At 70.9% G+C, this 21,263-nt stretch carries 23 protein-coding genes; 8 read left to right on the top strand and 15 right to left on the bottom strand.

Annotated elements, in window-relative coordinates; all coding sequences use genetic code 11:
- Nucleotides 1-239 precede the first annotated feature (239 nt).
- The 3 genes from lepB (at nucleotide 240) to dapA (ending at nucleotide 2,969) form a co-directional block, all read left to right on the top strand.
- Nucleotides 240-1,142: a signal peptidase I gene (lepB, locus tag ACFXBC_RS24065; RefSeq protein ID WP_385028042.1), complete on the top strand. Its 903-nt coding sequence runs from the start codon at nucleotides 240-242 to the stop codon at nucleotides 1,140-1,142.
- Nucleotides 1,143-1,280: 138 nt separating this feature from the next.
- A complete protein-coding gene (locus tag ACFXBC_RS24060) occupies nucleotides 1,281-1,937 on the top strand; it encodes a hypothetical protein (protein ID WP_385028039.1) in 657 nt (218 codons plus the stop codon).
- A gap of 138 nt (nucleotides 1,938-2,075) precedes the next feature.
- Nucleotides 2,076-2,969, top strand: coding sequence for a 4-hydroxy-tetrahydrodipicolinate synthase (gene dapA, locus ACFXBC_RS24055; RefSeq protein WP_385028036.1), 894 nt, complete (start codon nucleotides 2,076-2,078; stop codon nucleotides 2,967-2,969).
- A 63-nt stretch (nucleotides 2,970-3,032) separates the two neighbouring features.
- Here the strand turns inward: dapA and ACFXBC_RS24050 are convergent, their stop codons facing one another.
- Both ACFXBC_RS24050 and dapD read right to left on the bottom strand, forming a co-directional pair.
- Entirely contained in the window at nucleotides 3,033-3,725 is a 693-nt protein-coding gene (locus ACFXBC_RS24050) for a DUF4232 domain-containing protein (protein WP_385028033.1), read from the bottom strand.
- 223 nt (nucleotides 3,726-3,948) lie between these two features.
- Nucleotides 3,949-4,947, bottom strand: a complete 999-nt coding sequence (dapD, locus tag ACFXBC_RS24045) for a 2,3,4,5-tetrahydropyridine-2,6-dicarboxylate N-succinyltransferase (protein ID WP_385028030.1) — start codon at nucleotides 4,945-4,947, stop codon at nucleotides 3,949-3,951.
- A gap of 179 nt (nucleotides 4,948-5,126) precedes the next feature.
- On the opposite strand from dapD, the gene ACFXBC_RS24040 reads away from it, so the two are divergent.
- The gene (locus tag ACFXBC_RS24040; RefSeq protein WP_385028027.1) at nucleotides 5,127-5,999 is read left to right on the top strand and encodes a winged helix-turn-helix transcriptional regulator; all 873 of its coding nucleotides are present in this window, start codon (nucleotides 5,127-5,129) and stop codon (nucleotides 5,997-5,999) included.
- A 39-nt stretch (nucleotides 6,000-6,038) separates the two neighbouring features.
- On the opposite strand, the gene ACFXBC_RS24035 is transcribed toward ACFXBC_RS24040, so the two are convergent.
- Nucleotides 6,039-6,632, bottom strand: a complete 594-nt coding sequence (locus ACFXBC_RS24035; RefSeq protein WP_385028024.1) for a TetR/AcrR family transcriptional regulator — start codon at nucleotides 6,630-6,632, stop codon at nucleotides 6,039-6,041.
- Nucleotides 6,632-6,952 carry a DMT family transporter gene (locus ACFXBC_RS24030; RefSeq protein ID WP_385028021.1) on the bottom strand — a complete coding sequence of 107 codons (321 nt, stop codon included), beginning with the start codon at nucleotides 6,950-6,952 and terminating at the stop codon, nucleotides 6,632-6,634. The genes ACFXBC_RS24035 and ACFXBC_RS24030 overlap by 1 nt, the downstream gene beginning before the upstream one ends.
- A 366-nt stretch (nucleotides 6,953-7,318) precedes the next feature.
- Between ACFXBC_RS24030 and ACFXBC_RS24025 the strand changes: the two genes are divergently transcribed.
- A complete protein-coding gene (locus ACFXBC_RS24025; protein ID WP_385028018.1) occupies nucleotides 7,319-8,317 on the top strand; it encodes a hypothetical protein in 999 nt (332 codons plus the stop codon).
- Here ACFXBC_RS24025 and ACFXBC_RS24020 read toward each other — a convergent pair.
- From ACFXBC_RS24020 to ACFXBC_RS23980, 9 genes are all read right to left on the bottom strand, one after another.
- Nucleotides 8,301-9,638 (bottom strand): hypothetical protein, encoded by a 1,338-nt coding sequence (locus ACFXBC_RS24020; protein ID WP_385028094.1) that lies wholly within the window; start codon nucleotides 9,636-9,638, stop codon nucleotides 8,301-8,303. The genes ACFXBC_RS24025 and ACFXBC_RS24020 overlap by 17 nt on opposite strands.
- Nucleotides 9,639-9,900: 262 nt before the next feature.
- A complete protein-coding gene (locus ACFXBC_RS24015) occupies nucleotides 9,901-10,239 on the bottom strand; it encodes a metal-sulfur cluster assembly factor (protein ID WP_327298283.1) in 339 nt (112 codons plus the stop codon).
- Nucleotides 10,236-10,691, bottom strand: a complete 456-nt coding sequence (gene sufU, locus ACFXBC_RS24010) for a Fe-S cluster assembly sulfur transfer protein SufU (RefSeq protein WP_385028015.1) — start codon at nucleotides 10,689-10,691, stop codon at nucleotides 10,236-10,238. Before sufU ends, ACFXBC_RS24015 begins: the two co-directional genes overlap by 4 nt.
- Before the next feature lie 71 nt (nucleotides 10,692-10,762).
- Nucleotides 10,763-12,019 (bottom strand): cysteine desulfurase, encoded by a 1,257-nt coding sequence (locus tag ACFXBC_RS24005; protein WP_385028012.1) that lies wholly within the window; start codon nucleotides 12,017-12,019, stop codon nucleotides 10,763-10,765.
- Nucleotides 12,016-12,807: a Fe-S cluster assembly ATPase SufC gene (gene sufC, locus ACFXBC_RS24000; protein ID WP_385028009.1), complete on the bottom strand. Its 792-nt coding sequence runs from the start codon at nucleotides 12,805-12,807 to the stop codon at nucleotides 12,016-12,018. Before sufC ends, ACFXBC_RS24005 begins: the two co-directional genes overlap by 4 nt.
- 7 nt (nucleotides 12,808-12,814) lie before the next feature.
- Nucleotides 12,815-13,135 (bottom strand): bifunctional 3-phenylpropionate/cinnamic acid dioxygenase ferredoxin subunit, encoded by a 321-nt coding sequence (locus ACFXBC_RS23995; RefSeq protein WP_385028006.1) that lies wholly within the window; start codon nucleotides 13,133-13,135, stop codon nucleotides 12,815-12,817.
- Complete coding sequence (sufD, locus tag ACFXBC_RS23990) at nucleotides 13,135-14,358, bottom strand: Fe-S cluster assembly protein SufD (RefSeq protein ID WP_385028003.1); 1,224 nt, start codon at nucleotides 14,356-14,358, stop codon at nucleotides 13,135-13,137. The genes ACFXBC_RS23995 and sufD overlap by 1 nt, the downstream gene beginning before the upstream one ends.
- Nucleotides 14,359-14,434: 76 nt before the next feature.
- On the bottom strand, nucleotides 14,435-15,856 hold the full coding sequence (gene sufB, locus ACFXBC_RS23985) for a Fe-S cluster assembly protein SufB (protein WP_385028000.1): 1,422 nt from the start codon (nucleotides 15,854-15,856) through the stop codon (nucleotides 14,435-14,437).
- Nucleotides 15,853-16,575: a helix-turn-helix transcriptional regulator gene (locus ACFXBC_RS23980; RefSeq protein WP_385027997.1), complete on the bottom strand. Its 723-nt coding sequence runs from the start codon at nucleotides 16,573-16,575 to the stop codon at nucleotides 15,853-15,855. The genes sufB and ACFXBC_RS23980 overlap by 4 nt, the downstream gene beginning before the upstream one ends.
- A 165-nt stretch (nucleotides 16,576-16,740) precedes the next feature.
- Here ACFXBC_RS23980 and ACFXBC_RS23975 point away from each other — a divergent pair, with 165 nt between their 5' ends.
- From ACFXBC_RS23975 to ACFXBC_RS23965, 3 genes are all read left to right on the top strand, one after another.
- A complete protein-coding gene (locus ACFXBC_RS23975) occupies nucleotides 16,741-17,667 on the top strand; it encodes an ABC transporter ATP-binding protein (RefSeq protein WP_385027994.1) in 927 nt (308 codons plus the stop codon).
- Nucleotides 17,664-18,431 (top strand): ABC transporter permease, encoded by a 768-nt coding sequence (locus ACFXBC_RS23970; RefSeq protein WP_385027992.1) that lies wholly within the window; start codon nucleotides 17,664-17,666, stop codon nucleotides 18,429-18,431. The genes ACFXBC_RS23975 and ACFXBC_RS23970 overlap by 4 nt, the downstream gene beginning before the upstream one ends.
- A 155-nt stretch (nucleotides 18,432-18,586) precedes the next feature.
- Nucleotides 18,587-19,585, top strand: a complete 999-nt coding sequence (locus tag ACFXBC_RS23965) for a heme A synthase (protein WP_385027989.1) — start codon at nucleotides 18,587-18,589, stop codon at nucleotides 19,583-19,585.
- Here the strand turns inward: ACFXBC_RS23965 and ACFXBC_RS23960 are convergent.
- Nucleotides 19,572-20,690 (bottom strand): amidohydrolase, encoded by a 1,119-nt coding sequence (locus tag ACFXBC_RS23960; RefSeq protein WP_385027987.1) that lies wholly within the window; start codon nucleotides 20,688-20,690, stop codon nucleotides 19,572-19,574. The two genes, ACFXBC_RS23965 and ACFXBC_RS23960, sit on opposite strands and share 14 nt — an antisense overlap.
- 64 nt (nucleotides 20,691-20,754) lie before the next feature.
- Nucleotides 20,755-21,132, bottom strand: coding sequence for a hypothetical protein (locus ACFXBC_RS23955; protein ID WP_385027984.1), 378 nt, complete (start codon nucleotides 21,130-21,132; stop codon nucleotides 20,755-20,757).
- Nucleotides 21,133-21,263 lie beyond the last annotated feature (131 nt).

Below are 21,263 nucleotides of genomic sequence, written 5' to 3'. Positions count from 1 at the left end.
GCACCCCCCCACACCCCCCCCCCACCCCCCGGGCGGGCGGCGCCTTGCGGCCGCCCGCGGCCGGCCGGCGCCGGCCGGGCGGCCCCCCCCCCCCGCCCGGAGCGCCCCGGAGCCACCGGAAGCGCCCGGGACGGAGACACGCACAGGACCGGGAGGCCCCCGGGACGGCAGGAGGGAGATGAGCACGGGATAAAGGGACGCACCGGACGGAGCGGGATGCGTGCGAAGATCTGGGTGCAATGAGCCAGCTCCCGGATGAAGTGAGGGTGGGGGATGTGACGGTCGGCACGGAGTCGGGCCAGGAGAGCGACGCGTCGGACGCGCGGGATCCGGGTGACGGCAGGAAGACCAGGAGCACGCAGCGTTCCTTCTGGAAGGAGCTGCCGCTGCTCGTCGTCATCGCGCTGGTACTCGCGCTGCTGATCAAGACGTTCCTGCTGCAGGCGTTCTCCATCCCTTCGGACTCCATGCAGAACACCCTGCAGACCGGCGACCGGGTGCTCGTCGACAAGCTGACCCCGTGGTTCGGCGCGGAGCCGCACCGCGGTGAGGTCGTCGTCTTCCACGACCCGGACGGCTGGCTCGCGGACGAGCCCGCGGCGAAGCCCAACCCGGTCCAGAAGGGGCTGAGCTTCATCGGGCTGATGCCGTCGGCCAATGAGAAGGACCTGATCAAGCGGGTCATCGGGGTCGGCGGCGACACCGTGGAGTGCAAGGGCACCGGCCCGGTGAAGGTGAACGGCAAGGCCCTCAAGGAGCCGTACGTCTTCCCCGGCAACACCCCGTGCAGCACGGACCCGCAGGGCCAGTTCAAGATCAAGGTGCCCCAGGGGCACATCTGGGTCATGGGCGACCACCGGCAGTACTCGGCCGACTCCCGCTACCACCAGGACAAGAAGGGCGGCGGCTCCGTCCCGGTGAAGGACGTCGTGGGCCGCGCGGAGGTCATCGCCTGGCCGCTCAACCGGCTGGACAACCTTCCGGTCCCCGCCACCTTCGGCCAGTCCGGCCTCGGCGCGGCGGCGGCCTCGGCGCCCGCGGCGGCGGGCCTGCTGGGCGCCGTTCCCCTGGTGCTGTGGCGCAGGCGCAGGCGGACGCCGCAGGAGACGGCCCGCCGGGCCGACGCTCCCGGCGGCTCGTAGGGCTCCTCGCTCCGGGCCGTACTCCGGACGGCTCTGCCGGGTGGTGCGGCTCCGTGACTCGCGGTCCAGTGGATCCGGCGGCCCGCTCCGGGCCGGCCACCACAGCGCCGCCCGCCGGCGGCCGACCGGAGGAGCCCCATGAGGAGCAGCATCAGTACAGCGGCCGCCGTAGCCGCGGCCGGCCTTGTCGCCGCCGCGGTCAGCGGTTGTTCCAGCACGGACGCATCGTCCCAGGCCGGCGGGCCCAAGGCCTCGCCGTCCACCAGCATGACGGCGTCCAGCAGCATGTCCGCGTCGAGCAGCCCGTCGGCCACCGCCGGACTGCGGACGATCATGGTCAAGAAGACCTCGCTGGGCAAGATCCTCGTCAACGGAAAGGGCCGGACGCTCTACCTCTTCGAGGCGGACAAGACCGACAAGTCGACCTGCTCGGGCGCCTGCGCCAAGGCGTGGCCGCCGCTGGCGGTCAAGAACAAGCCGACCGCGGGCAGCGGGGTGCAGACCAAGCTGCTCAGCACGTCGATGCGGAGCGCGGGCGGCAAGCAGGTCACGTACAAAGGCCACCCCCTCTACACCTACCAGGGCGACCACAAGCCCGGCGAGATGAACGGTCAGGACCTCACCCAGTTCGGCGCCAAGTGGTACGTCGTGGGCCCCGACGGCAAGAAGATCACCGCCATGCCGAAGGCCAGCAGCTCACCTTCGAGCAGCGCGAGCAGCTCACCCTCCGGCAGCAGCTCACCCTCCGGCAGCAGCTCGCCCTCCAGCAGCGCCAGCAGCGGCTCGGGCTACTGATCCCGCGCCCGGCCCGGCATACGGACCGGAGCCGATGCTCAGAACCGGAACAGAACCAGAACTGTTCAGCCATGCTTCGCATTCAATCGAAGCAGAACTAAGTGGACCTTCACTCTCCACTGGGGCGAGACTGCCGCCATGACCCCTTCACAGCCCTTCGGGCGTGCGCTCTGCGCAATGATCACGCCGTTCACCGCTGCCGGGGAGCTCGACCCGGAGGGCGCTCAGCGGCTCGCCACGCACCTGGTGGACGCGGGCTGCGACGGTCTCGTCCTCAGCGGCACCACCGGCGAGTCCCCGACCACCACCGACGCGGAGAAGAGCACGCTGGTACGGGCGGTCGCGGAGGCCGTCGGAGACCGGGCACACATCGTGGCGGGGGTGGGCAGCGCGTCGACCCGGCACACCGTAGAGCTGGCCCGGTCGGCCGAGAGCGCGGGCGCGGACGGCCTGCTGGTGGTGACGCCGTACTACAGCCGTCCGCCGCAGGAGGCGGTCGAAGCCCACTTCCGTACGGTCGCCGACGCCACCGGACTGCCGGTGATGCTGTACGACATCCCCGGCCGCACCGGCACCCGGATCGGGACCGGCTCGCTGCTGCGGCTCTCCGGGCACCCGCGGATCGCGGCCGTGAAGGACTGTGCGTACGACGTGCTGGGCTCCACCAAGGTCATCTCCCTTACCGGGCTGGCCTATTACTCCGGCTGCGAGGAGCTGAACCTCCCGCTGTACGCGGTGGGCGGCTCGGGCTTCGTCAGTACGGTGGCGAATGTGGCGCCGCGACAGCTGCGGGCGGTGCTCGATGCCTACGATGCCCCGGATCCGGCCGGAGCCGCACAACTCAACCGGCTCAACACCCCGCTGGTGGAGCTGATGATGGCGTCCGGACTGCCGGGCACGGTGACCGCCAAGGCCCTCCTCGGCGCGGCCGGACTCCCGTCAGGGCCGGTCCGTGAACCCCTGCTGCCCGCGGGCCGTGACGCGGTCGACGGATTGCGCAGGGCGTACGCGGAGCTGCCTGCCGCCGGATGAGACGGGCGCCGGACACGGACACGGCAGTGGGCACCGACGCCGGCCGCGCGCACTCTCCCACCGCTACTTGTTGTGCGTGGGGTAGACCTCGACGCCGACGTAGGAGTCCTTGACCTGCCCCGCGCCCGCCGGCCACTTCAGGTTCACGGTGTGGGTCTCGTTCGGGGGCGTCACCTGGATGTTGGTCGGGTGCGTGTAGCTCTTGCCGGTGGGGTCGATCTTGTAGGAGATGTTGAAGATCGCGGTGTCGCCCGGCTTCAGGGTGGTGATGCGCGGCACGGCGTGGCCGCGGTCGGCGGGGCTCGACGTGTGGTCCGCGTCCGTGATGTCGACGCCCGCGTAGCCCGTCGCCGAGCAGGTGGTCGAACCACGGTTGACCATGGTCACGTAGATCTCGCCGTCGGTCTTGGTGGGCGAGGCGTTCTTGGCGTCGATGGCCAGGTTCGCCGTCTTGCAGAACGTGACCTTGCCGCTGCTCCCCGATCCGCCGTTCGCGGTGGTCTCTGTCTCGGTGACCTTGCCGGAGCCCGCCTTCGTGCCGCTGTCCTGCGCACCGCCGGAGCCCGAACCGCCCTCGGTCTTCGAGCCGCCGTCCGATGACGAGGAAGCCCCGGATGAGGAGTCGGACGAGGAGGCCGAGGACGAGGAGCCCTTGGACGACGTGTCCTTACTGGAGGCGTCGCCGTCACAGGCGGTGAGCGAGAGGGTGGCGGCGAGGCTTACGGCGGCGAGAGCGGTGATGCGGGTGTACTTCATGTGTTCCCCCAGGAGTAGTGCGGTCCGTGTGGTCAGGAGATATTTCTATCTCGCAGCAAGTCACAGGCCGCTCCCCGCGACGTCTTCGTTCTGTCACAGGCACATCAACCTGCCGGCCCGGCCACGCCGGACCACCACATGAGCGCCCTCCCGGGACCGGCCTGGGGCCGCGGGAGGGCGCTCGTCGGTGACCTGTGCCGGCCGAACTGCCGACAGAGGCGGCTCAGTTGTGGCTGTGCAGGATCTCGTTGAGGCCGCCCCAGACCGCGTTGTTCGGGCGGGCCTCCACCGTGCCGGTGACCGAGTTGCGGCGGTAGAGGATGTTCGAAGCGCCGGAGAGCTCACGGGCCTTGACGACCTGTCCGTCGGGCATCGTGACCCGGGTCCCCGCGGTGACGTAGAGCCCGGCCTCCACGACGCACTCGTCGCCGAGCGCGATCCCCACGCCCGCCTCGGCTCCGACCAGGCAGCGCTCACCGATGGTGATCCGGACGTTGCCGCCGCCCGAGAGGGTGCCCATGGTGGAGGCGCCGCCGCCGATGTCGGAGCCGTCGCCGACCACGACGCCCGCGGAGATCCGGCCCTCGACCATGGAGGTGCCGAGCGTGCCCGCGTTGAAGTTGACGAAGCCCTCGTGCATCACGGTCGTACCGTCGGAGAGGTGCGCGCCGAGGCGGACCCGGTCGGCGTCGGCGATCCGGACACCCTTGGGCGCCACGTAGTCCGTCATCCGCGGGAACTTGTCGACCGAGGTGACCTGGAGGTGCAGGCCCTCGGCGCGGGCGTTCAGCCGCGCCTTCTCGATGTCGTCCACGGCGACCGGGCCCAGCGAGGTCCAGGCGACGTTGGCGAGCAGGCCGAACATGCCGTCCAGGTTCTGGCCGTGCGGCTTGACCAGGCGGTGCGAGAGCAGGTGCAGACGCAGGTAGACGTCGTGCGCGTCCAGCGGCTTGTCGTCGAGCGAGGCGATGACCGTACGGACGGCGACGACCTCCACACCGCGGCGCGGGTCGGGTCCCACGGCCTTCGGGGCAGCCTCGCCGAGCAGCTCGGCGGCGCGCTCGGCGGAGAGCCGCTCGGTGCCCGCGGGACCGGGCTCGGCGGTGAGCTCGGGGGCGGGGAACCAGGTGTCGAGAACGGTGCCGTCGGCGGTGACGGTGGCAAGTCCGGCGGCCACGGCGCCGGTGGAGCGGGCAGGGGTCTGCGAGAGCGTGTCGGTCATGACCAAAACCTAACCGGCCGGGCACCGCACCGGCGAACCGGTCTCAGCGCTCGGCCGGCGTGGTCGGGTCCCCGGCCGCCCCCATCGAGTTCCCATGAGGAACCCACTGTGGCAGCATGAGCCCGCACACGGATGACGGATGGCAGGTGACGGATGACGGGGACCGGGAGGGTACGGACATGACCCAGCGCACCCGCCTCGACGACGCGGACTGCGCCATCGCCCAGGCGCTGGACGTCGTGGGCGACTGGTGGACCCTGCTGATCGTGCGGGACACCGCGCGCGGGGTGCACCGCTTCGACGCGCTCCAGCGGGAGCTGGGAATGTCCCGCAAGGTGCTGACGGAGCGGCTGCGGCTGCTGGTGGACGCGGGGGTGCTGAGGCGCGAGCCGTACCAGGAGCGTCCGGTGCGGTACGAGTACCGGCTCACCCCGCGCGGCAGCGCCCTGCTCCCGGTGCTGATCGCCCTCCAGGACTGGGGGGACACCTGGATCCTCGGAGAAGGAGCGACGATGGCGACCGCCGGTGAGGCATCGAAGGAGGCCGAGCGGGTGCACGGCCTGATCGGCACCCGCGTCCCGGGGATCCGGCTCCCCGGCCCGGACGGAGACCTGCTCGACCCGGTCGATCCGACCGCCGACCGCACCGTCCTGTACTGCTTTCCCGCCGCGTTCGCGGAGCGTGGCTCCTACCCGCCCGGCTGGGCCGGGATCCCTGGGGCCTCGGGCTGCACCCTGGAGTCGTGCACGTACCGCGACCGGCTGGCGGAGTTCACCGCGGCCGGGGCGGCCGTGCACGGGGTCTCCACCCAGCGCCCCGACGAACAGCGGGCGTTCGCCGAGAAGGAGCGGCTGCGCTTCCCGCTGCTCTCGGACGCCGGTCTTGAGCTGACGGCCGCGCTGCGGCTGCCGACCTTCCGTACGGCGGGGGTCAGCAGACTCAAGCGGCTGACGCTGGTGGTGGACCGGGACCGGACCGTGCGCGAGGTGCTGTATCCGGTCACGGACATCGAGGACAGTGTGCGGGCGGCGCTCGCCGCGGTCAGCCGCTGACCCCGGGGACCGAGAGCCGAGGACCGGCGCGTCCCGCGGTCAGCCGCTGACGCCCGGGGCGGCGGCGCCCGGGGCCGGGGCGTCCCGCCCTCCGATGATCCGTACCAGCGTCTCCCGCACCTCCTCAGGGTCGAACGCCCGGCCCGTCAGCAGGAGTTGGATCAGCAGCCCGTCGATGAGGGCCACCAGCGCGCGGGCGGTGGCGGCGTCCCCGCCGACCTGGGCCCTGACGACCTCCACAAAGGCGTCCAGCCACTCGGCGGCGACCGGCCGCAGCGCCTCACGGCGCAGCGCGGCGAGATACAGCTCGTACTCCAGCCGCACCCCGCTCCGGTCCCCCGCGACGAGCCGCTCCAGCAGCGCGGTGAGCCGGACGGCGAGCCCCTCGCCCGGCTCGGCGAGCGCCCGCACCCAGGCCCCGACCGTGGCCCGCGGATGGTCGCTGACCTTCCGCAGGGCCGCGATCAGCAGTTCGTCGAGCGTGGCGAAGTGGTACGTCGTCGAGCCGAGCGGCACATCGGCCTCCGCCGCGACCGAGCGGTGGCTCAGCCCGGCGATGCCGTGATCGCGGACGATCCGGATCGCCGCATCGATGATCCGGTCCCGGCGGCCGGGGTCGTAACGCCGGGCCATCAGTGCGAGCCGCCCAGGTTGAGCAGCACGACCCCGCCGATGACCAGGGCGATGCCGCCGAGCTTCGCCAGGCTCACCGACTCGCCCAGGAAGACCATGCCGATGGCGGCGATGGCGGCGGTGCCGGTGCCGGCCCAGATCGCGTAAGCGGTCCCCACCGAGAGGGACTTGAGCACCTGGGCGAGCAGGACGAAGGCGAGCAGATATCCGGCGGCCGTCGCCAGCGAGGGCCACAGCCGGCTGAATCCTTCGCTGTACTTCATGGCGGTGGTCCCGCCGACCTCTGCGGCGATGGCCGCGGCAAGCAGTACATAGGGCATGCGTACGACCGTACACATCAGCGCCGGGTACGGTGTGCCGTCCGGCAGAATCCGGTACGCGAAACCGGGACGCGAAGTCCGGTATGTGGAGGCCGGTACGTGGAAGCCGGGACGCAGAAGGACCGGAACGCAGAAGTCGGTACGGAGATCCGGGCGCGCGACGCACGGGGGACGGAGTGAGCGGTGGCACAGGACTCGGGGTGGACAGGGGCGTACGGAGGTCCGCCGCAGGCAGGACCTCCGCCCGGGGGCCCGCCCGGCTGGGGCCCGCCGCCCGGCTGGAACCAGCCGCCCGGGGGCCCGCCGGGGTGGGGCGGTCCGCCTCCGCCCCGGGCGCCCAGGCCGGGCGTGATACCCCTGGAGCCGTTGTCGCTCAGCGACATACTCAGCGGCGCCATATCCACGGTCGGCCGCTACTGGAAGCAGCTGCTCGGTATGGCGGCCGCGGTCTACGGCGGCGCCGCCGCCGTCATCGTCGCGGCCCTCGCGATCCTCTACGCGTCGCTCTCGGACCGGATCCACGGGATCACCCACGCGCCGAAGGCGTCCGACGTCGGCTGGGACCAGGCAGGCCCCGTGGTACTCGCGTTCGCCGGGGTCCTGCTGGCCGCCGCGCTGCTGACCACGGTCTGCACGGCGGTGATCTGCGCGGCCTGTGCGACCGTGCTCCAGGAAGCGGTGCTCGGCAGGCCGCTGACCTTCCGGACCGTCTGGCGGCGGGCCTGGTCCCGGGTGGCTCCGCTGATCGGCACCGTACTGCTGAGCGGGCTGATCGTCCTCGTTCCGCTGCTGCTGATCGCGGGGGCTTCGGTCGCCGCCGTGGTCGCCGCGGTCAGCGCGCACAATCCGGCCGTGGCGGTCATCGTGGGGGTGCTCGGCGGGCTCGCCCTGCTGCCGCCGGCCGTCTGGCTGTGGGTGCTCTTCAGCCTGGCCCCGGCCGCCGTGGTGTTCGAGCGGCAGGGACCGGTCGGCGCGCTGCGCAGGTCGGCCCGGCTGGTGCGGGGCGCGTGGTGGCGGATCTGCGGCATCTCACTGCTGGCACTGGCGATCGGCTCCATGGCGGGCTCCTTCGTCCAGCTCCCCTTCACCATGGTGGGGATGTTCCACGGCCAGATGCTGACCCTGGACTCCTCGTCCGACCCGAGCCCCGCCCAGCTGCTGTCCGCGGTCGGCGGCTATCTGACGCTCTCGCTGCTGGGCCAGACACTCAGCCAGATCGTCTCGGTGACCTTCCCGCAGCTGGTGACGGGGCTGCTCTACGTCGACCGGCGGATGCGCACGGAGGAGCTGGGTCCGGTGCTCGCCGAGGCGGCGGGCGCCGGGAGCACCGGACAGCACCCCTCGGACGTCACTCCCCCACGGTGAACCAGGTGGCGCGGGACTTCTTCCACTCGTCGTGGGTGAGGTCCTTCGCCTCCGTGCCGTCCCCGTAGAGGTCGGCGGAGCCGTCGTCGGTGATCAGCTGGGCGCGCGCCCCGGCCGTGTTCAGGTCGGGGACCTCCACCACGGCCTCCCAGCCGCCCGGGTCGCTGGTCGGCAGATCGGCCCGCTTCACCGGGGCGTGCCCGGCGACACCGTCCCAGGAGTAGAGGGCGTACGGATCGGAGTTGTCGTCGGCGGCCCAGGAACCGGCGACGATCAGATACTGGTTGGCGGCGTTCTTGCGGATGTCCCGGACGGAGAGCCCCCCGAGGTCCAGCTCGACCGGTGTGCCGAAGGCGGCCTTCTTGCCGGTGACCACCTTGTCCATGTTGGTGACCGGCACGAGCAGCGCCTTGCCGCCGTTCTCCGGCGGCACCAGCGGGGCGCGGAAGCCGAGGTAGGCCGTGGTGGAGGAGCCGGGTGCGAATTCGAGGCCCTCGATGTTGAATCCGTCGATCTGCTTGGGGACCTGGCCGTCCTCGGTGCCCTTGGCGAATCCGTAGCGGTCGCCGTTGGCCTTGTCCCAGGCGACCAGGTCGTCGCGGAGCCCGGCGTACGAGCCGCCGAAGGACAGCTGGGTGCCGGCCCCCGAGCCGGTGACCTCGGTGGTGAAGATCCGGTTGCGGTCGGGCTTGTACTCGCCGTCCTTGTTGTTGCCGAGCGAACCGGTCCAGTAGACCGTGGAGCCGACCCGGGCCGCCGCCTCGATGTCGATCTCCTTCTTGACCCCGAGCGCGTCGCTGAAGTCCCAGGTGCGCACGGGCGCCCCGGAGGCCGAACCGTCGTAGAGCCGCAGCGTGTTGGACTCGTCGTCGGCGACCAGCACATAGCCGCCGCCGACCGCGACTGCGGCCGAGGCGTCGGAAGAGCCGGTGAAGTACCGGGTGTCCGCGCTGTGCTGGACCGCGGCGGACGCGGCGTAGTGCAGGGTCCTGGTCGCGCTCTTGCCGCCGAGGCCGGTGACCTTGAGGGTGAGATCGGTGTAGCCCCGTGCTCGGGCGGCGACCGTGACCCGGCGGGTCGCTCCGGTGCCCGTGACGGAGACGTCGCCGGTCCCCGCGACGGATGACCTGGAGCTGGCCGAGGCCGCCACGGTGAGCGCGGAGGCGTCCGCCCCGCTCTGCCCGACGGTGACGGTGACGGCGGGGTCGCCGGTGGCGCCGACCGCGCCGGAGAGGTAGGCGGTCTGGAGGGACAGCGTCGGTGTGCCGTAACCCGCCGCGTCCGCGGGGCCGTTGAGGCCGGTGAGGGCCAGGGAGAACAGCCCGGTCACGGCCAGGGCCGCCCCGGCGGTCCTGGCACGGGACGGGCGGCGGAACGGGATGGCGGGGATCTGCACGGGAACCCTCTCGTCGTGGGGGCATCACGGGGACGCGTCGTCGACGAGAAGGCTCCGGTCTCCGCGCCAACGGGGCGCGCACACCGTACGTACAGAAGGCGAACAGCACCATACGGCCCCGGTGCGCGGGAGCACCGGGGCCGTAGAGGATAAGGAGATGCGGCCGATCGGGCCTGCTCTGATCCGGTCAGACGTTGAAGCCGAGCGCGCGCAGCTGCTCACGGCCGTCGTCGGTGATCTTGTCCGGGCCCCACGGCGGCATCCAGACCCAGTTGATCTTCAGCTCGTTGACGATGCCCTCGGTGGCCGACTTCGCCTGGTCCTCGATGACATCGGTCAGCGGGCAGGCCGCGGACGTCAGGGTCATGTCGAGTGTGGCGATATTGGCGTCGTCCACGTGAATGCCGTAGATCAGGCCGAGGTTGACCACGTCGATCCCCAGCTCGGGGTCGACGACGTCGTACAGCGCCTCGCGGACCTCCTCCTCGGAGGCCGGCTTCATCGTGGCGGTCTCGTTCTCGCTCATGCGGTCTTCCCTTCGGACAGCGCCTGCGCCGTCGCGTCCTTCCACGCCATCCAGCTCAGCAGCGCGCACTTCACGCGCGCCGGGTACTTCGAGACGCCGGCGAACGCGACGGCGTCCTCCAGCACCTCCTCCATCGCGTCGTCCGGCTCGATCTGCCCCCTGGACTGCATCAGCTCCAGGAAGGCCGACTGGATCTTCTGGGCCTCGCCCAGCTCCTTGCCGACCAGCAGTTCGTTCATGACGGACGCGCTGGCCTGGCTGATGGAACAGCCCTGCCCCTCGTACGACACGTCCGCGATGCGGTCGCCCTCGTACCGCACCCGCAGCGTGATCTCGTCACCACAGGTCGGGTTCACGTGGTGCACCTCGGCGTCGCCGTCACGGAGACCGCGCCCGTGCGGGTGCTTGTAGTGGTCCAGGATCACTTCCTGGTACATCGAATCCAGCTTCACGATCCAGTCCCTACCCGATGTCGTCGCCGGTGTAGCCGGTCCGGTGGCCCGGCATGGTCCAAACGAACGCTCTAGCCGAAGAAATTCCGTACGTGCTCAAGCCCGTCCGCCAGGGCGTCGACCTCTTCGGGCGTCGAGTACAGATAGAACGACGCTCGCGTCGTCGCGGGAATTCCGTACCGCAGACAGACCGGCCGTGCGCAGTGGTGGCCGACCCGGACCGCGATGCCCTCCTCGTCCAGGACCTGGCCCACATCGTGCGGGTGGATGTCGCCGAGGGTGAAGGAGATCGTCGCCCCGCGGTCCATGGCCGTGGCCGGTCCGATGAACCGCAGGTCCGGGATTTCGGCGAGACGCTTCATCGCGTACTCGGTGAGCGCGTGCTCATGAGCGGCGATCTTGTCCATGCCGATGGAGGACAGATAGTCCACGGCCGCGCCGAGGCCGACGGCCTGGGCGATCGGGGGCGTACCGGCCTCGAACTTGTGCGGTGCGGGCGCGTAGGTCGACGAGTGCATCGAGACGGTCTCGATCATCTCGCCGCCGCCGAGGAACGGCGGGAGGTCCTCAAGGAGCTCCTGACGGCCCCAGAGGACGCCGATCCCGGTCGGGCCGACCATCTTGTGGCCGGTGAAGGCCACGAAGTCGGCCTGGAGCGCCTGTACGTCGAGCAGCATGTGGGGTGCTGCCTGGGAGGCGTCGATGCAGACGAGCGCACCGACCTCCTGGGCGCGCCGGATGATCGCCTCGACCGGGTTGACGGTGCCCATCAGGTTGGAGACCAGCGTGAAGGAGACGATCTTCGTCTTCTCGGTGATGATCTCGTCGACGTTGGACAGGTCGAGGCGGCCGTCGTCGGTGAGGGCGAACCACTTCAGCTTCGCGCCGGTGCGCTGCGAGAGCAGCTGCCACGGCACGATGTTGGAGTGGTGCTCCATCTCGGTGATGACGATCTCGGTCTCGTGGTCGACCCGGTACGGCTCATCGGCCCAGCCGAGCATGTTGGCCACGAGGTTGAGCGACTCGGAGGCGTTCTTGGTGAAGATCACCTCGTCGCGGCTCGGCGCGTTGATGAAGGCGGCGACCTTGTCGCGGGCGCCCTCGTACAGCGCCGTGGCCTCCTCGGCGAGCACATGCACGCCGCGGTGGACGTTGGCGTTGTGCCGCTCGTAGTACTCGTTCAGCGCGTCGAGTACCTGGCGCGGCTTCTGCGAGGTCGCCGCGTTGTCCAGGTAGACGATCTTCTTCCCGTCGTGGACCACCCGATCCAGCAGGGGGAAGTCCTTGCGGATCGCGTCGGTGTCCAGGAGGCCCGGCAGCTGTGTCACGCGACGTCCTCCTCCGGGTTCACTCCGCTCACGGGGGCGCCCTTCGTGTAGGCCTCGTAGCCCTCGTTCTCCAGCTTGTCGGCGAGCTCCGGGCCGCCGGACTCGGCGATCCGGCCGTTGGCGAAGACATGCACGAAGTCGGGCTTGATGTAGCGCAGGATGCGCGTGTAGTGGGTGATCAGCAGGGTGCCGACCTCGCCGCCCTCGCGGACGCGGTTGACGCCGTCGGAGACCTGGCGCAGCGCGTCGACGTCCAGACCGGAGTCCGTCTCGTCGAGGATCGCGATCTTCGGCTTGAGCAGCTCCAGCTGGAGGATCTCGTGGCGCTTCTTCTCTCCGCCGGAGAAGCCCTCGTTGACGTTGCGCTCGGCGAAGGCCGGGTCCATCTGGAGGGTCTCCATGGCCGTCTTGACCTCCTTCACCCAGGTACGGAGCTTCGGCGCCTCGCCGCGGATGGCGGTGGCCGACGTACGCAGGAAGTTGGAGACGGAGACGCCGGGGACCTCGACCGGGTACTGCATGGCGAGGAAGACACCGGCGCGGGCCCGCTCGTCGACGGTCATCTCCAGCACGTCCTCACCGTCGAGGGTGACGGTGCCGCTGGTGATCGTGTACTTGGGGTGCCCCGCGAGGGAGTACGCCAGCGTCGACTTGCCGGAGCCGTTGGGGCCCATGATGGCGTGGGTCTCGCCCTGTTTCACGGTCAGGTCGACGCCCTTGAGGATCTCCTTCGTACCGTTCTCGGTTTCGACGGAGACGTGCAGGTCGCGGATTTCAAGCGTTGCCATGGGTGACTCAGGACTCCTGGGATACGGAGACGAGCACATCGTCCCCTTCGATCTTGACGGGGTAAACGGGCACGGGGCGCGTCGCGGGAAGGCCGGACGGCTTGCCGGTGCGGAGGTCGAAGCGGGAGCCGTGGAGCCAGCACTCGATGGTGCAGTCCTCGACCTCCCCCTCGGAGAGGGAGACATTCGCGTGCGAGCAGATGTCGTTGACCGCGAACACCTCGCCCTCCGTGCGGACCACGGACACCGGCGTGCCGTCGAGCTCCACCCGCTTCGGGGTGTCGTCCTCCAGCTCGCTCAGCGCACAGGCCCTGACGAAGGCGGCCATCAGACGGCTGCCTGCAGCTCGGCGTCGATCTTGTCGAGCAGGCGCTGCTCGACGTCCGGCAGACCGATCTGCTGGACCAGCTCGGCGAAGAAGCCGCGGACCACCAGACGGCGGGCCTCGGCCTCCGGGATGCCGCGCGACTGCAGATAGAAGAGCTGCGAGTCGTCGAAGCGGCCGGTGGCCGACGCGTGGCCCGCGCCGGCGATCTCGCCGGTCTCGATCTCCAGGTTCGGGACCGAGTCGACCCGCGCGCCGTCGGTGAGGACGAGGTTGCGGTTGAGCTCGTACGAGTCGGTGCCCTCGGCCGCGGCCCTGATGAGGACGTCACCGATCCAGACGGCGTGCGCGTCCTGGCCCTGGAGCGCGCCCTTGTAGGCCACGTTGGACCTGCAGTGCGGCGCGTTGTGGTCGACCAGCAGGCGGTGCTCCTGGTGCTGGCCGTGGTCGGTGAAGTAGAGCCCGAGAAGCTCGGCCTCGCCGCCGGGGCCCGCGTACTGCACGCGCGGGTGAAGGCGTACGACGTCGCCGCCGAAGGTGACCACGACCGACTTGAGCGAGGCGTCCCGGCCCACCAGCGCGTTGTGCTGCGCCACATGGACGGCGCCCGGCTCCCAGTCCTGGACCGAGACGACGGTCAGCTTCGCGCCGTCGCCCAGGATGTAGTCCACGTTGGCGGCGAGCACCGCGTCCCCGGTGTGGTCGATGACCACGAGGGCCTCGGCGAAGGCGCCGAGTTCGACGACCTGGTGGCCGTAGGCGACGCCGCCCGCGCCGTGCACCGAGATCCGGATCGGCTCGGTGAGCACGGTCTCCTTGGGCACCGAGACGACCGAGGCCTTCTCGAAGGAGGAGTACGCCTGGGCGGCGACCCGGTCCACCGGGGTGCCGGCCCGGCCGATACGGGCGTCGTCACGGCCGACGGTCTCGACGCGGACGCCCTCGGGCGCCGACACCTCGATCCCGACACCGGAGCCGGTCGCGACGGCGGTGCCGTCGTGCAGGCCCCTGAGCCGCTCCAGCGGGGTGAACCGCCACTCCTCCTCACGCCCGTGGGGGACGGGGAAGTCCGCCACGTCGAAGGAGGGCGGCGCGCTCATCCGGGTGGCGACGGTGGACTCGGCAGCCACCGCGATCGACCCGGACGTGGTGGAACCCGCCGCGGGGGGTCCCCCCTGGACCGGAGCCTCTCGCAGGTCCTTGGGGGAATTCTGAGCCTCAGCCATGGCTGTCGTCGTGCTCGCTTTCTGATGGATACGTCTGGTTCGGGCGAGGGAGGGTCGGGCGGCCGCGGGGCAGCCGCTAGCCGACGGAGCCCTCCATCTGCAGCTCGATCAGCCGGTTGAGCTCCAGGGCGTACTCCATGGGGAGCTCCTTGGCGATCGGCTCGACGAAACCGCGCACGATCATCGCCATCGCCTCGAACTCCGTCATACCGCGGCTCATCAGGTAGAAGAGCTGGTCGTCGGAGACCTTGGAGACGGTCGCCTCGTGGCCCATGGACACGTCGTCCTCACGGACGTCCACATAGGGATAGGTGTCCGAGCGGGAGACCGTGTCGACGAGCAGCGCGTCACAGAGGACGTTCGACTTGGAGCCCTCGGCGCCCTCGCCGATCTCGATCAGACCGCGGTAGGAGGTACGGCCGCCGCCTCGCGCCACCGACTTGGACACGATGTTGGAGGAGGTGTGCGGGGCCATGTGGACCATCTTGGCGCCCGCGTCCTGGTGCTGACCCTCGCCCGCGAAGGCGATCGACAGCGTCTCGCCCTTGGCCTGCTCGCCCATCAGGTAGACGGCCGGGTACTTCATCGTGACCTTGGAGCCGATGTTGCCGTCGACCCACTCCATGGTCGCGCCCTCGTACGCCACGGCACGCTTGGTGACGAGGTTGTAGACGTTGTTCGACCAGTTCTGGATCGTCGTGTAGCGGCAGCGGCCGCCCTTCTTCACGATGATCTCGACGACCGCGCTGTGCAGCGAGTCGGAGGAGTAGATCGGGGCGGTGCAGCCCTCGACGTAGTGGACGTAGGCGTCCTCGTCGACGATGATCAGCGTCCGCTCGAACTGGCCCATGTTCTCCGTGTTGATACGGAAGTAGGCCTGGAGCGGGATCTCGACGTGCACGCCCTTCGGCACGTAGATGAAGGAACCGCCGGACCACACGGCCGAGTTCAGCGAGGCGAACTTGTTGTCGCCGACCGGGATGACGGTGCCGAAGTACTCCTGGAAGAGCTCCGGGTGCTCCTTCAGAGCGGTGTCGGTGTCCATGAAGATGACACCCTTCGACTCCAGCTCCTCGTTGATCTGGTGGTAGACGACCTCGGACTCGTACTGGGCGGCGACACCCGCGACGAGGCGCTGCTTCTCCGCCTCCGGGATGCCGAGCTTGTCGTACGTCTTCTTGATGTCCTCCGGCAGGTCCTCCCAGGACTCCGCCTGCTTCTCGGTGGACCGCACGAAGTACTTGATGTTGTCGAAGTCGATGCCCGACAGGTCCGAGCCCCAGCTCGGCATGGGCTTCTTGCCGAAGAGCTTGAGCCCCTTGAGACGCAGCTTCAGCATCCACTCGGGCTCGTTCTTCTTCGCCGAGATGTCACGGACGACAGCTTCGGACAGGCCGCGCTTGGCCGCTGCGCCTGCCACGTCGGAGTCGGCCCAGCCGAATTCGTACGTGCCCAGGCCCTCAAGTTCGGGGTGGGCAGTCTCCGTGGGGAGAGTCATGCGGGGTTCCTCCCGGCCGTGCTGGTGGATGCTGAATCGGTGGTCTGGTGGCTGGTCTTGGGAATGAACGTCGTGCACACACCGTCGCCGTGGGCGATGGTGGCCAGCCGCTGCACATGGGTCCCGAGCAGACGGGAGAAGACCTCGGTCTCCGCCTCGCAGAGCTGCGGGAACTGTTCGGCGACATGGGCCACCGGGCAGTGGTGCTGGCAGAGCTGCTCGCCGACCGGGGCGCTTCGCGCTGTAGCAGCGTACCCGTCGGCGGTCAATGCCCTGGCGAGAGCCTCGGCGCGGTTCTCGGGCGCCGCGGCCTCGACGGCCGCGCGGTACTCCTCGGCCTGGGCGGCGAGCCGGTCACGGGCGAACGCCATGACCTCCTCGTCGCCCGAGCGCCGGGCGATCCACCGCAGCGCGTCGGCGGCGAGCTGGTCGTAGGACTGGTCGAAGGCGTCGCGGCCGCAGTCGGTCAGCGCGAAGACCTTCGCGGGGCGTCCGCGGGTCCGCGCGCCGTACACCCGCTGCTCACGGGGGGCGACCACATCGTCGGTGACCAGGGCGTCGAGATGACGGCGGACCGCTGCCGGGGTGAGCCCCAGGCGTCCCGCCAGCTCGGTGACGGTGGACGGGCCGTGGTCCAGGATGGAGCGCGCGACCCGGTTGCGCGTGGAGCGCTCACCGGTCGCGAGTTCCTCCTGGGGAGCCTCGCCAACGTTTTTCACAACGCCATTGTTGCGTAATTCACCGGCCTGCGACAAGTAAAGATCGGGACCCTCAGCGGTGTCCTCGATCACTTAGGGTTACCTAAACAGGGCCGGATGCCCGTCCCCGCAAGGGCTCCGCCCCCTGGAGGATCCGCGCCACGCACGCTTCGTAGACTCCCCCGTATGAGTACAGATCCCGCCGTTGAGGTCCGCGGCCTCGTCAAGCGGTACGGCGCCAAGACCGCGGTGGACGGGCTGGACCTCACGGTCGGTGCGGGCACCGTCACCGCCGTACTCGGGCCCAACGGCGCAGGCAAGACCACCACCGTCGAGACCTGCGAGGGGTACCGCAGGGCCGACGGCGGCACGGTCCGGGTCCTGGGCCTCGACCCCATGGCCGACGCCGCCCGGCTGCGCCCCAGGATCGGGGTCATGCTCCAGTCCGGCGGCATCTACTCCGGCGCCCGCGCCGACGAGATGCTCCGCCACATGGCGAAGCTGCACGCGCACCCGCTCGACGTCGGCACGCTGATCGAGCGGCTCGGCCTGGAGAGCTGCGGCCGTACGACGTACCGCAGGCTCTCCGGCGGACAGCAGCAGCGGCTCTCCCTCGCGATGGCCGTGGTGGGCCGTCCCGAGCTGGTCTTCCTGGACGAGCCGACCGCCGGGCTCGACCCGCAGGCCCGCAGGTCCACCTGGGACCTCGTACGGGAACTGCGCGCGGACGGCGTGACGACGGTGCTCACCACCCACTTCATGGACGAGGCCGAGCAGCTCGCCGACGAGGTGGCGATCATCGACGCGGGCCGCGCCGTCGTGCACGGCTCCCCCGAGGAGCTGTGCCGGGGCGGCGCCGAGAACACCCTGCGCTTCGGCGGACGGCCGGGGCTCGACGTCGGCTCGCTGCTGAAGGCGCTCCCGGACGGCTCGGCCGCCACCGAACCGACCCCGGGCAGCTACCGGATCACCGGTACCGTCGACCCCCAGCTGCTCGCCACCGTCACCTCCTGGTGCGCCCAGCACGGGGTGATGCCGGACCGTATCGCGGTCGAGCGCCACACCCTCGAAGACGTCTTCCTGGAACTGACCGGCAAGGAGCTGCGCGCATGAGCGCCGGTACGTACACCCCCCGGCCGGGCGCCGCCCCGCTGTCGCGCATGATCGCCGCGCAGACCGCCTTCGAGACCAGGATGCTGCTGCGCAACGGTGAGCAGCTGCTGCTGACCGTGATCATCCCGTCGCTGCTGCTGGTCCTCTTCTCCGCCGTCGACATCGTCGACACGGGCGCCGGCAGGTCGGTGGACTTCCTGGCCCCGGGCATCCTGGCGCTCGCCGTGATGTCCACGGCCTTCACCGGCCAGGCCATCGCGACCGGTTTCGAGCGCAGGTACGGGGTGCTCAAGCGGCTCGGCGCCTCACCACTCCCGCGCTGGGCGCTGATGACGTCGAAGACGCTGTCCGTGATCGTCACCGAGATCCTGCAGATCGCCCTGCTGACCGTGATCGCGCTGCTGCTGGGCTGGTCGCCCCACGGCAGCCCGTTCGCCGTTCTGCTGCTGCTCGTCCTCGGTACGGCGGCCTTCTCGGGTCTCGGTCTGCTGATGGCGGGGACGCTCAAGGCGGAGGCCACCCTGGCGGCGGCCAATCTGGTCTTCCTGCTGCTGCTCGTCGGCGGCGGGGTGATCGTCCCGATGGACAAGTTCCCCGGCGGTGTCAGGTCCGTACTGGAGCTGCTGCCGGTCTCGGCGCTCTCCGACGGGCTGCGGGACGTCCTGCAGCACGGCGCGGCGATGCCGTGGGGAGATCTGGGGATCGTCGCGGTGTGGGCGGTGCTGGGCCTCGGCGCGGCCGGCCGGTTCTTCCGCTGGGAGTGAGCGGCCGGGAGGAGCGAGCGGCCGCTGGGAGTGAGCGGCCGGGAGCGGTGACCGGGCAGGCCGTCCAGTTCGCCCGGTCCGGCTGGAAAGCGCCCACCCGCGAAAAGGGCGCCCCTCGTGAAAGTACGCACAAGCGCCCGGCCTACGATGTCCCCGTGCCGAAACTGACCCGCGCCGAAGCCGTTGGCGCTGTGCGCAATCCGCTCGCCTTCATCGCCGCCCGCTGGACTCCGCAGCCCCGGACCGTCCGGCGCGCGGCGCTCGCCGCGCTGGTGATGTCGGTCGTCATCGTCGTCACCGGCGGCGCGGTCAGACTGACCAGCTCCGGGCTCGGCTGCCCGACCTGGCCCAAGTGCACCGACCAGAGCCTCACCGCGACCAGCGAGATGGGCTTCCACGGCGCTATCGAGTTCTCCAACCGGATGCTCACGTACGTGCTGTGCGCCGCGGTCGGCTGGGCGATCATCGCGGCCCGCTCGGCGAAGCCCTGGCGCCGCTCGGTGACCCGGCTCGGCTGGGCGCAGTTCTGGGTCGTCATGGGCAACGCGGTGCTGGGCGGCATCGTGGTCCTGGTCGGGCTCAACCCGTACACCGTGGCCGCGCACTTCCTGCTGTCCACCGCGCTGATCACGGTCGCGGCGCTGACCTGGCAGCGGACCCGCGAGGGCGACGCGGCCCCGCGTCCCCTGGTGGGCCGGGCGGTCGTCCAGCTGACCTGGCTGCTCGTGGTGGCGGCCGGGGCCCTGATCGCGGTCGGCACGGTCGTCTCCGGTGCGGGACGGCACGCGGGCGACTCCAGCGAGGTGGAGCGCATCCCGGTCGACTGGTCGATGATCGCGCAGCTGCACGCCGACTTCGCCTGGGTCGTGGTCGCGCTCACGGCGGCCCTCTGGTTCGTACTGAAGGCGGTCGACGCGCCCGTCGGGCCGCTGCACCGGGCCCGTGACCTCTTCCTGATCCTGATGGCCCAGGGCGTGATCGGCTATGTCCAGTACTTCACCCACACCCCCGAGATCCTGGTCGGGCTGCACATGTTCGGTGCGACGCTGGTGTGGATCGGCGTGATGCGGGTGCTGCTCTCGCTCCGCGAACGGCCGCTCACCGGCGCGGAGATCCCCGCACAGACCGAGGACGCGGCGCTCACGACGGTCTGACCCGCTCCGCCGGGTCCGTGGACGCGCCTTCGAGTCCGTAGACGCGCCGCGCGTTTCCCGCCGCGATCATCCCGGCGACCCGGGTGGCGTCCCGGTGCGAACAGACACCTTCGTCGACCCAGCCGCCCAGCGTCCTGGCCAGCGCCTCGCGGAACACCCGCGCCCGCACCACATGCAGCTCCGGAAGCCCCCGGGCGCCGCTGGAGAACAGCAGCTTCCCGAAGGGCGCCAGCTCCAGGATCTCCGCGAGCACGGTGGCGGCCCGTGCCCCGGTGTGCGCCAGGGCCGGGCCCAGGTCCGCGTACACATGCGGGTGGACGCCGGCCAGCTGCGCGGCCTGCCGGTGGTACGGATAGCCGTGCAGCAGCACCAGATCGGTGCCGAGTCCGGTCGCCGCCGCTACGAAGTCGGTCAGCAGCAGCGGGTCGCAGGCCCCGATATGCAGCTGGAGCGGGCGCCCGGACGCCACCGCGTTCCACAGCAGATGGCGCAGCAGCACCGGATCGGTGAGGCTGCCGCCGACCCGGCGGTCCGCGAGCCACCGGCCGGCGGCGCCGCGCACCTCGCCGGCGCCCGGCGGGTCGGGTGCGAGAGCGGGCCCCTGCCGTAAGGAGGCGACCGAGCTGAAGGCCACGGCCGAGCCGGCCGCTCCGTGCACCGCCTCGGCCAGATTGGCGAGGAAGGAGTCGACGGTGCCCGAGGTGTCGGCGACCTGCTCGGCGAGGAGTTCGAGCCGGACGATCTCATGGGCGTCGGCGCCGCCGGCCGCCGCGATCTCGGCGGGTCCCGTGAGGTCGCCGGGCAGCCCGGTGTCCACCAGATACGTGGTGATCCCGCTGCCCCGCAGCAGCCGTCTGCCCACTTCGAGGACGCCCAGCTCCCGGCGGCGGGCGAGATAGCGGGCGGGGGCGCAGTGCGGTTCGAGACCGAGCAGCGGCGGGCACCAGCGGCGCACCGCGAAACCGGTCTGGGTGTCGAAGAAGGTGGTGCCGGGGGCCGGCGGCCCGGGGGCCCTGCCGAGGTGCGCCTCGAAGGTCCCGAGGCCGAGCTCGGTACGGAGCACACCGTGGCAGTACTGGTCCACCAGACAGGGTGTCTCGATCATCCGGGCCTCCGCTTCGGGCTGTTACGCAAGCCCTAACGGGGAAACCGGCCCCCAGGTGTTGCCCTCAGCCGTCCGCGCCGGCCCGGCCGCCGCCGAGCTGGATGCCCGCCATCCGCTTCCACTCGTAGGGCCCGGTGCGGACCCTGGCCGCGAGTTCGCCGTCGAAGGACTCCTGGACGGTGACCCCGGCCTGCTCGGCCGCGCTCTGCGCCATGGCGTACGAGGGCGCCACCAGGTCGCCCCAGCCGCCGTCCTCGCCCACCAGCACGATGCGGGCCCCGCGCTCACCGATGTACGCGAGCTGCGCCTCGGCGCCGCCGTGCTCCCGGCCGAACGCCTTGATCTGCCCGGCGAGCCTGGCCGTACGCCGGGCCAGCCGGGCCGCCTTCCGGTCGGCCCCGGCGTCCCGCTTCTCGTCAACGTCAACCTGCGTGTCTGCCATGGCCGCATGCTACTAGCGGGTAGCACCACGCGCGACGGGCGGGGGGGGCGGGGGGGCTGGCCACCGGGCCCGCCCCGCGCGGTGGGGGGGGAGTGGGGCGCGTCGGGCGCCGGCGCGCAGCGAGGGGGGGT

Source organism: Streptomyces sp. NPDC059398 (assembly GCF_042751845.1).
Classification (GTDB): Bacteria; Actinomycetota; Actinomycetes; order Streptomycetales; family Streptomycetaceae; genus Streptomyces.
Note: the sequence above shows the minus strand (reverse complement) of the source record. Positions and strands in the feature narration are given on the sequence as shown.